Genomic DNA, 9,116 nt, shown 5'->3' with positions numbered 1-9,116 from the left:
ATCGCCGATGGCCACAAACACCGTATGGCCGACGGTCGCGTGCAGGCCATGCCGGGAGATGAGGAGGTCTGGCTGATCGGTGAGCGTCGTGCGACCGGCGAGCGGAAATACTACGCCTCGAACCTGCCAGCCGACACCAGCCTCAAGGCGCTCGCAGCTGCCGTCAAGGCCCGATGGATTTGCGAACAGGCGCATCAGCAACTCAAGGAGGAGCTTGGCCTCGACCACTTCGAGGGCCGGTCCTGGACCGGCCTTCACCGACACGCCCTGATGACGATGATCGCCTACGCCTTCCTGCAATCCCGCCGCCTCAAGGCCGCGGGACGGGAAAAAAAGAGTCCCCGGACCACCCCCGCAACCGACCATGCCAACCGTCAGGCAAGCCATCCTCGACGCATTCGCGAAACCCCCACCAATACGATGCCCTCACTGTGAAAAGCTCATCGAAGAACGCCCAGATGAAAATCTGCCAAAGTAGTGCTAGGGAACGGAGTCAACCCAAGGTCAGTCAACGGAATTCTGTTACACTGGAGTCTGTTTCGGCCCCGCCGGGCCTATTTTGCCGCAAGATGACTGATGATCCTTCGGCGAATTCCTGCCTTGACCCACGACTCTGACAGACGGGCCAATCATCTGTGCCAAACGACCCCAAGCTTCCTTGCAACACGCAAGTGTCTCCCAGCGCTGTCGAAATTCCACCATCGATCTTGCAGAGTCACCGGATGAGACTGTGTTCCCGAGGTATCAGGCCAATATCCGTACATCTTAAATGTTGACGGAGTAGATCACTCCGCCCATGCTTTTGACCAGAGCGGTATGCCCGATGCACATTGAAATCGGGGCGTTCCGGTCATGCAGGACCGAATTGAACCCACAAAGGGAGAAATCACATTGGCACATACAATTCACGCGGATCTTGGTCCACTCGACAAGATCATGAAAAAGCCGACCGTGGGCCGGACCATCGCTACGTCGGCCCCTCTCGCCGCGATTCAGGACAATCTCAGGTCGATGGTTGATCTTCCAGCCAAGAAGACTTCTGCTGCAGACACGGCTTCAAACGTTGCAGTCTTTGACAAGGGGTATCTCAAGGGCACTGACGTAAGTTTCGCGGCGGGTCCAGATACTGAACTTGCTCTGAGCCTTGCCAAGATGGTTGACCGACGGGTCGTCAAGGCCTGACCGCTTCGATCCAAGATCTTGGAGCGCTGAGAACAACTGGCAACGTGTCGGCAATCGCTGTCGGCACGATATGTGTCGATTGCCAAATGGAAAGTGCTCGTGCAAGTTGTGCAGCTGTTAGCGCTGCGAAACATCGCCTGGCATTCGAAAGATTCGGATATTCGGGCGACGCCACCCCCAATACATTGTTATTGAACGAAGTCCCGCGCTTTTTTGGAATCCGCCGCCGATGATCAAAACACTTGACGCAACGGTAATAACCCGGTTTCCATAAGCCCACGGATGAACCATTCACCCATGCTGAGACGAATGGGACACTTTTTTTGAGTAGACTTTTTGCGGAGAAGACCATGCCATACACAATTCATGCAGACCTCGGTCTTGAAAAGATTTTGAAGAATGAGCCAAAAAGACTGCAAGACGACGATCGATTTGTAATCGCTTCGGCGCCTTTGCAAGCCATGCAGGCTGATCTTTCGTCGATGCTGGACCTGCCCGCCGCCAAGACTGATCCGACCTTCCATATCCAGCGCCTTGAGGGGCCCAGAAAGATTCCGAAGTTCGATGATATCAACACCATGAAAGCGGATGCACCGGATCTGTTCAAGGATCTTTGCCGGTTGACCGACAAAGGCGTCACACCAGCTTAACCGATACATCTTGGAAAACGATGGGCGCCGCGGGCTTTACGCTTCGCGGTGTTCGTTTGTCTGGTCGGGATCGGATAGCGGTTCAAGAACCCTGTGAACGCGGGCACCCTTACGGGTCAATTCCACGACACGTCGGCTGCGTTTGGCACCGACGCGCAGCATGAAGGCACGATCATAGCCCTGAAAAAGAGGGCCGTGCATGCAGTCCTCCAGGATCTGCTTGATCGTCCCACCCTCGGCGATCACATGCAGGAACCAAAGCTGGGATCCGCTGTTCCAGGCATCAACACTTGGCAGAAACCCGGTCGACAAATAGGTCTCGACCATTTCATCGCTCAGGAAAGCCCACAGCACGCCTGCGCTGGGGCGACCGGTATCGCCCAGGAAAATCCGGCAGTTCCCGGCCCTGAGCGCACCATGCAAAATCGGGATCGCCACGTTCAGCTTCAGTTCACCGAATGCTGATGTTGCACCCAACAGCGCAAACATACCCATCGCCCGGTCGTAATCATCCAGGCTTTGCGAGGTGTTCAAATTTGCGGTTTTCAACATTGCTTCACCCAACTTAAATCACTGTAATTCAACGAACTGTAATCCGTGTCGGGCAAAACGCATACCGTTTATACCGGGATTTTTCTGGCCTTCCGGACAAGGGGCCTTTCTTATCAAAGGCCCCTGTGTCGATTGGAAACGCTCTGCTATCCAGCCATCTCTGCCGAAAAACCCTCAAGGCTGCGTTCAACAACTGACAGGATCTCCTTGATCTGACGCTCAGTGATGATCATCGGCGGGCAGAAGGCCATCGCGTCCATCATGTTGCGCGAGATGAGGCCGTTCTTGAGGAAATGCGCGTTCATCGCCGCGCCGAGTTTGCCGGGGGCGAACTCTTCCGCGCGTCCCTCTGGGGCGACGATTTCAAGCGCGGCGATAAGACCGACGCCGCGTGCTTCGCCGACCAGCGGGTGATCCGCAAACTTGGCCAGTCCTGCCTGCAACTCGGCCCCGCGTTCGGCGGCATTGGTCACCAGGTCGCGTTCCTCGATGATCTTGAGGTTTTCCAGCGCCACCGCCGCGCCTACGGGATGCGCGCCGCCGGTATAGCCGTGGCCCAGCACGCCGATACGACCGGATTCATCGGCAATGGGGGCATAGACCTCTTCGGTCATCATGAAGGCCGAGAACGGGAAATAGGACGAGGTGATCTGTTTCGACATGGTCATGATGTCGGGTTTGATCTGATAGGTGTCACAGCCAAACATGTTGCCGGTGCGGCCAAAGCCGCAGATGACCTCGTCAGCGATCAGCAGGATGTCGTATTTGCCCAGCACCGCCTGGATTTTCTTCCAATAGGTCTTGGGCGGCACAACAACACCGCCCGCGCCCATCACCGGTTCGGCGATGAAGGCCGCAATCGTGTCCGGCCCTTCGGCCTGGATCATTGCATCGAGGTCTTCGGCGCAGCGGGTCGCGAATTGTTCTTCGCTTTCGCCCTCCTGCCCCTCGCGCCAGTAATGCGGGCAGGTGGTGTGCAGGATGCCGTCCAGCGGCAGGTCGAAGGATTTGTGGTTGTAGGGCAGCCCGGTCATCGAGGCGGACGCAATGGTGACACCGTGATAGCCGCGGATTCGCGAGATCACCTTTTTCTTCTCGGGCTTTCCGAGGCTGTTCGAGCGATACCAAAGCATCTTGAGGATCGTGTCATTCGCCTCGGATCCGGAATTGGTGAAGAACACCTTGCTCATCGGGACAGGCGCCATGCCCACCAGCTTTTCGGCCAGATCAATCGCCGGCCCGTGCGAGCGGTGGGCGAAATTGTGGTAATAGGGCAGCTTTTGCATCTGCGCCGAGGCGGCATTGATCAGGCGCTGCTCGTTGAAGCCGACAGCAACGCTCCAGAGGCCGGCCATGCCTTCGATGTACTTGTTTCCCTGGTTGTCGAAGACATGCACGCCCTCGCCCCGGTCCATGATCAGCGGGCCGTTCTGTTCGTGCACGCGGGCGTTGGTGTAGCCGTGGAAGTGGTAGGCGATGTCGCGGGCTTCGTCTGAGTTCGGGCGCATATCCATGGGGCATCTCTTTCGCAATGTCGGTGAATCTGTCTCACAGCTAACGGGTGAAGGGCTGGCGTGGCAAGGGATTTTGATGCATCATACACCAAAGCTTGTGATTTGCGAGGGCCAGCGAATGGACATCATCGGGCGAAGTCATCTGGGTGAACAGGTCTATGACCGTATTGCCAAAGCCATATTGACCGGACAGATGCGGCCCAATGACAAGCTGACCATCCGCGGGCTGGCCGACCAACTGGGTGTCAGCAGCACCCCTGTGCGCGACGCGGTCAAACAGCTGACGCAGGAAAAGGTGCTGGAACATCGCTCGCCCAAAGACGTGCGTGTGCCAGTCATGTCCGAGGCGACCTATCTTGAGATCGTGGAAATCCGGCTGTCGCTGGAAGGGCTGGCGGCAGAGCGTGCGGCAGAGCATGCAACACCCCAGCAGATCCGCGATCTGCGCCGTTTGCTGGATCGCAACGACCGGGCGATCGAAAAGCGCAAATGGGCGGTGGCCACAGAGGGCAATCAGGAATTCCACCTAGCCCTGAGCACGCTGGCCAGGATGCCGGTGTTGCAGAACATTCTCAAGGGGCTGTGGTTGCAGATGGGACCGCTTGTCGCCTGTTACTACGACACCGCACCCAGCGGTTTGAACATCCATCACTACGACCTCTTGCAAGCGATGACGGACCGGGATGGCACCGCCGCCCGGTGCGCCATCGAGGCGGACATTTCGCTGGCGAAACCCGCGATGCTGGCCCAGATCGCGGCCCTGCGGGACCGTCTTGTCACGGTTGAGGCGGCCTGATGAACAAGGCGCTGTCCCCCACCCTTGATGCAACCGGCCGGTGCGACAACTGGGGGTTGCTGCGCAGCTTTTACTATGTCGCGGCGCAACAGGGCGTGACCCGCGCTGCCAAGGCGCAAGGCGTGACGCAGCCGTCGGTCAGTGCGTCGCTGCAGCGGCTGGAGAAATCGCTGGGGCAGACCCTGGTGCAACGGGGCCAGCGCGAATTTGAACTGACCGCTGCCGGGCAGGTTCTGTTTTCCGAAGTGGAAAAGATGTTCGAAGCCTCGCTGCGCGCCGAGGAAAAGCTGAAGGCGTTGTATTCCGGGCTGGTCGGCACGGTGAAGGTGCAGCTTGTCACCGGCGCGCGCAGCGATGTGCTGGACGAAATCCTGCGCCTGATGCACCAGCGGCATCCCTCCGTGGTGCTGGATATCCAGATCGCATCCAGTCACACGATCCTGCACAATGTTGCGTCCGGTATCGTGCCATTCGGTATCTGCCTGATGCAGCGTCCGCTGTCGCGTCTGACCTGTCATCTGCTGTTGCGGGCGCGCTACGGTGTGTTCTGCGGGGCAGAGCATGCCTTGTTCGGGCGCACGGAGGTTTCGCTGAGCGAATTGCGCGACATGCCTTTCATCGCGTTCTCGTGTGACGCAGAGGGCCGCGCGCCCGAACCGATGATTGCGCTGCGCGACAGCACCGGACTTGGCCGCAACATCAGCGGCACCAGCGGTGATTTTGCCGAGGTGTGCCGGATGATCACCGCTGGTATTGGCATTGGCGTGCTGCCGGTCCACGCTGTCGCGCGCGAATTGCGGGATGAAACGCTGTGGCAGCTTGATCTGCCGGGGCCAGAGTTGCGGGCCGATCTGTATTTCGTCGCAGATCCCGCGCGCCATTGCAGCCCGGCTGAACAGACCTTTCTGGATATCGCAAACGAAGTTTTTCAAAGTCTCTCGCCACAAAAGGCATAGGCTCAGACACTACCAAACATAACCTCAATCTATTTTTCTGACACACGAGTCGTTGTTAGGCTCAAACCACTTGAGCGCAAGCGGCGGCATGTGATCCAAGGCCCACCCTTGGAAAGTGCTGTGTTTTCAAGTCCCGCTGCGCTTGTAAGACCCTGTTGGAGAGCCCCGCGCATGAAGCACGACTCAATCGAAAACGTTCCAGTTGAGAGGCTTCATCTGGCGGCCGCCTACCGTCTGGTGGCGCATTTCGGGCTGGATGACAGCATTTTCACTCATATTTCCGCCCGAGCGCCCAAAGAAGAGGCAGAGCACGGGTTTCTGATCAATCCGTTCGGTCTGCGCTTTGATGAAGTGACCGCGTCGAACCTTGTGACGGTCGATCTGGACGGCAAAATCATTCGCGATGAATACGGTGCCGGGATCAACGCCGCCGGGTTCACCATTCACAGCGCGGTCCATGCCGCACGGCCGGAGGTGGGGTGCGTTCTGCACACGCATACGGTGGCCGGGGTTGCGATTTCGTCGATGAAGGACGGGATCCTGCCGCTCAACCAATGGTCCTTGCAGTTCTACAACCGCATGGCGGTTCACGATTATGAAGGCATCGCGCTTGATCTGGCCGAACGCGAACGGCTGGTGGCCGACCTGGGCGAGGCCAAGACGATGATCCTGCGCAACCACGGGCTTTTGACCTGTGGCGGCACCGTCGGCGAGGCGTTTGCGTTGATGTACAACCTCGAACGGACCTGCAAGGCGCAACTGGCGCTGTTGTCGTCGGGTGCCGAGTTGAACCGTGTGCCGGACGACCTGGCCGAGTTCACGGCCCAGCAATACGAGAGCATGACCAAGGACCGGGGAAACCCGGACAAGAAAGACCCCGAGTGGGAGGCGTATCTGCGCCTTGCGCTCAAGCATTATCCGGACCTGTCACAATAAGACAGGCCGGGTGTTCACCTCCATCAACAGGGAAACTTGATATGAAGACATTTCAATATCTGACGACCGCCGCGGCGATTGCCATTGCGTCGTCGCTGGCGGCACAGGAGACACCGAAATCGGGCGGCACGCTGAATGCCGTGATCCAGCCGGAACCGCCGGGCCTGATGATGGGCCTGATCCAGAACGGCCCGACGCAGATGGTCGCGGGGCAGATCTATGAAAGCCTCCTGCGCTATGACAAGAACCTTGATCCGATGCCGTCGCTGGCGAAGGAATGGACCAAGTCCGAGGACGGGCTGACCTATACGTTCACGCTTCAGGATGACGTGGTCTGGCATGACGGAGAGCCGTTTACATCCGAAGACGTGGTGTTCTCGGTCGATGAGTTCCTGCGCGAAACCCATGCCCGCCTGCGCGCATCGCTGGTGCATGTCGAAAGCATCGAAGCACCCGACGACAAGACGGTTGTCTTCACCCTGAAACAGCCCTTCGGCCCGTTCCTTGGCATCTTCGAGGCCGGAACCATGCCGATGATCCCCAAGCACATCTACGAAGGCACGGATTACGCCAACAACCCGGCGAACAACACGCCCATCGGCACCGGCCCCTTCAAGTTCGAGGAATGGGAGCGCGGGTCGTATATCCATCTGGTCAAGAACGAAGATTACTACATGGAGGGCAAGCCCTACCTCGACGAGATCTATTACCAGGTGATCCCCGACGCCGCATCGCGGTCGGTTGCGTTCGAGACCGGACAGGTCGATCTGCTGCCCGGCGGATCGGTGGAAAACTTCGACATCCCGCGCCTGACGGCGATGGACAATGTCTGCTTCACCAATGACGGCTGGGAATTCTTCGGTCCGCATTCCTGGATGTGGTTGAACATGCACGAAGGCCCGATGACCGACAAGAACCTGCGCAAGGCCGTCATGCACGCGATGGATCGCGAGTTTGCCCGTGATGCGCTGTGGAACGGCAACGGCACCGTCGCCAAGGGTCCGGTCTCTTCGGTCACGCGCTTCCACGAGCCGAACACGCCGGACATTTCCTACGATCCTGACAAGGCAAGGGAATATCTTGCGGCCTCCGACTATGACGGCGAGCCGCTTCAGATCCTGCCCCTGCCCTATGGCGAAACGTGGCAACGTTGGGCCGAAGCGGTCCGGCAGAACCTGTCGGAAGTCGGTATCGAGTCCGAACTGGTGGCGACAGATGTCGCGGGTTGGAACCAGCGGACCGGCGATTGGGATTTCGATCTGGCCTTTACCTATCTCTACCAGTACGGCGACCCGGCTTTGGGTGTGGCGCGAAACTATATCTCGACCAACATCGCCAAGGGCAGCCCGTGGAACAACGTGTCGGGCTATGTCAACGAAGAGGCAGACCGCCTGTTTGCCGAAGCCGCGATCCAGCCAGACGACGCTGCGCGTCAGGAGTTGTATACCGAGGTGCAGAACATCGTCGTGGATGATGTGCCTGTGGCGTGGATGCTCGAGCTTCAGTTCCCGACGATCTATCGCTGCGATCTGAAGAACCCGGTCAGCACTGCGATTGGCGTCAATGACGGCATGCGGGATGCCTGGCTTGATCGAGAGTAATTAAGGCTAATCCTTGCACCGCCGCGCCCAGATGTGGCGCGGCGGTGTCTTTGACCGATTTAACCACGGGACTCCATTGTGCTTGGCTTCATCGCGGCGCGGCTTGTGAAGGCCGTTTTCATATTGATGGCGATCCTCGTGCTGAACTTCGTTCTGATCCACGCAGCCCCCGGCGATCCGGCGGCAGTCATGGCGGGAGAGGCTGGCGCGGCGGACGAGAAATTCCTTCAGGACTTGCGCGAACGGTTCGGGCTGGACCAGCCGTTCACTGTCCAGCTTTGGAACTACATGAAGGGTGCAATCCAGCTTGATCTGGGTTTTTCCTACCGTCAGCAAATGCCGGTGGCAGAGCTGATCTGGGACCGTCTGCCCGCAACGCTGCTGCTGACCTCGACCGCCTTTGTCATTTCCATCGTGATCGGCGTTGCCGCTGGTGTGCTGGCCGCGCAAACGCAGGGCACATGGTGGGACACGCTGATTTCAAGCCTTGCGCTCTTGTTCTACGCCACGCCGCTCTTTTGGGTCGCGCTGATGGCGTCTTTGCTGTTCTCAGTTGTGCTGGGCTGGTTGCCGGGGTTCGGCTACCAGACCATCGGGGCCAATTACACCGGCATCGACCGCGTGCTGGATATCGGCAAACACCTGATCCTGCCCGCGACGACGCTGGGCCTGTTCTTTACCGCCATCTACATGCGCATGACGCGCGCCTCGATGCTCGAGGTGTCGCGGCTGGATTTCGTCAAGACCGCCCGCGCCAAGGGGCTGCGCAATTCGGTCATTCAGCGCCGCCATGTGCTGCGCAACGCTTTGCTGCCGGTGATCACGCTGGCCGGTCTACAGGCCGGTCAGATCGTCGGTGGCGCGGTCCTGACCGAAACGGTCTTTGCTTGGCCGGGCATCGGGCGGCTGATGTTCGAAGCGATCAGCCA

Annotated in this window: 10 protein-coding genes; 8 read left to right on the top strand and 2 right to left on the bottom strand. The window is 58.8% G+C overall.

All coding sequences use genetic code 11. The annotated features are described in order from the left end of the window. The 3 genes from ACTIEN_RS10815 to ACTIEN_RS10805 all read left to right on the top strand — a co-directional run. On the top strand, window positions 1-435 hold a 435-nt coding region (locus tag ACTIEN_RS10815; protein ID WP_439523139.1), incomplete at its 5' end, for a transposase. Window positions 436-891: 456 nt separating this feature from the next. Then, a complete protein-coding gene (locus ACTIEN_RS10810; protein WP_439523138.1) occupies window positions 892-1,182 on the top strand; it encodes a hypothetical protein in 291 nt (96 codons plus the stop codon). Between the two features lie 350 nt (window positions 1,183-1,532). Then, window positions 1,533-1,832 (top strand): hypothetical protein, encoded by a 300-nt coding sequence (locus tag ACTIEN_RS10805; protein WP_439523137.1) that lies wholly within the window; start codon window positions 1,533-1,535, stop codon window positions 1,830-1,832. 36 nt (window positions 1,833-1,868) lie between these two features. On the opposite strand, the gene ACTIEN_RS10800 is transcribed toward ACTIEN_RS10805, so the two are convergent. Both ACTIEN_RS10800 and ACTIEN_RS10795 read right to left on the bottom strand, forming a co-directional pair. Further along, window positions 1,869-2,384, bottom strand: coding sequence for a toxin-activating lysine-acyltransferase (locus tag ACTIEN_RS10800; protein WP_439523136.1), 516 nt, complete (start codon window positions 2,382-2,384; stop codon window positions 1,869-1,871). Window positions 2,385-2,530: 146 nt separating this feature from the next. Further along, on the bottom strand, window positions 2,531-3,898 hold the full coding sequence (locus tag ACTIEN_RS10795; RefSeq protein WP_439523135.1) for an aspartate aminotransferase family protein: 1,368 nt from the start codon (window positions 3,896-3,898) through the stop codon (window positions 2,531-2,533). Window positions 3,899-3,974: 76 nt separating this feature from the next. Here ACTIEN_RS10795 and ACTIEN_RS10790 point away from each other — a divergent pair, with 76 nt between their 5' ends. From ACTIEN_RS10790 to ACTIEN_RS10770, 5 genes are all read left to right on the top strand, one after another. Beyond that, the gene (locus ACTIEN_RS10790; RefSeq protein ID WP_439523134.1) at window positions 3,975-4,694 is read left to right on the top strand and encodes a GntR family transcriptional regulator; all 720 of its coding nucleotides are present in this window, start codon (window positions 3,975-3,977) and stop codon (window positions 4,692-4,694) included. Then, the gene (locus ACTIEN_RS10785) at window positions 4,694-5,650 is read left to right on the top strand and encodes a LysR family transcriptional regulator (RefSeq protein ID WP_439523133.1); all 957 of its coding nucleotides are present in this window, start codon (window positions 4,694-4,696) and stop codon (window positions 5,648-5,650) included. Before ACTIEN_RS10790 ends, ACTIEN_RS10785 begins: the two co-directional genes overlap by 1 nt. Before the next feature lie 171 nt (window positions 5,651-5,821). Continuing rightward, window positions 5,822-6,586 carry a class II aldolase/adducin family protein gene (locus ACTIEN_RS10780; protein ID WP_439523132.1) on the top strand — a complete coding sequence of 255 codons (765 nt, stop codon included), beginning with the start codon at window positions 5,822-5,824 and terminating at the stop codon, window positions 6,584-6,586. A 41-nt stretch (window positions 6,587-6,627) separates the two neighbouring features. After that, window positions 6,628-8,187, top strand: coding sequence for an ABC transporter substrate-binding protein (locus ACTIEN_RS10775; protein ID WP_439523131.1), 1,560 nt, complete (start codon window positions 6,628-6,630; stop codon window positions 8,185-8,187). A gap of 126 nt (window positions 8,188-8,313) precedes the next feature. Next, window positions 8,314-9,116, top strand: an 803-nt coding sequence (locus ACTIEN_RS10770) for an ABC transporter permease (RefSeq protein ID WP_439523145.1), incomplete at its 3' end; no start/stop codon positions are given.

It is taken from the genome of Marivita sp. (genome assembly GCF_051859345.1).
Taxonomy (GTDB): domain Bacteria; phylum Pseudomonadota; class Alphaproteobacteria; order Rhodobacterales; family Rhodobacteraceae; genus Marivita.
The sequence above is the reverse complement of the archived record's forward strand: the minus strand, read 5'-3'. Positions and strand labels throughout refer to the sequence as shown.

What these genes read in the sequence shown, in the direction of transcription:
- ACTIEN_RS10805 (WP_439523137.1), top strand. Translation starts at nt 1,533, where the DNA reads ATGCCATACACAATTCATGCAGACCTCGGTCTTGAAAAGATTTTGAAG.
- ACTIEN_RS10800 (WP_439523136.1), bottom strand. Translation starts at nt 2,384, where the DNA reads ATGTTGAAAACCGCAAATTTGAACACCTCGCAAAGCCTGGATGATTAC.
- ACTIEN_RS10795 (WP_439523135.1), bottom strand. Translation starts at nt 3,898, where the DNA reads ATGGATATGCGCCCGAACTCAGACGAAGCCCGCGACATCGCCTACCAC.
- ACTIEN_RS10790 (WP_439523134.1), top strand. Translation starts at nt 3,975, where the DNA reads ATGCATCATACACCAAAGCTTGTGATTTGCGAGGGCCAGCGAATGGAC.
- ACTIEN_RS10785 (WP_439523133.1), top strand. Translation starts at nt 4,694, where the DNA reads ATGAACAAGGCGCTGTCCCCCACCCTTGATGCAACCGGCCGGTGCGAC.
- ACTIEN_RS10780 (WP_439523132.1), top strand. Translation starts at nt 5,822, where the DNA reads ATGAAGCACGACTCAATCGAAAACGTTCCAGTTGAGAGGCTTCATCTG.
- ACTIEN_RS10775 (WP_439523131.1), top strand. Translation starts at nt 6,628, where the DNA reads ATGAAGACATTTCAATATCTGACGACCGCCGCGGCGATTGCCATTGCG.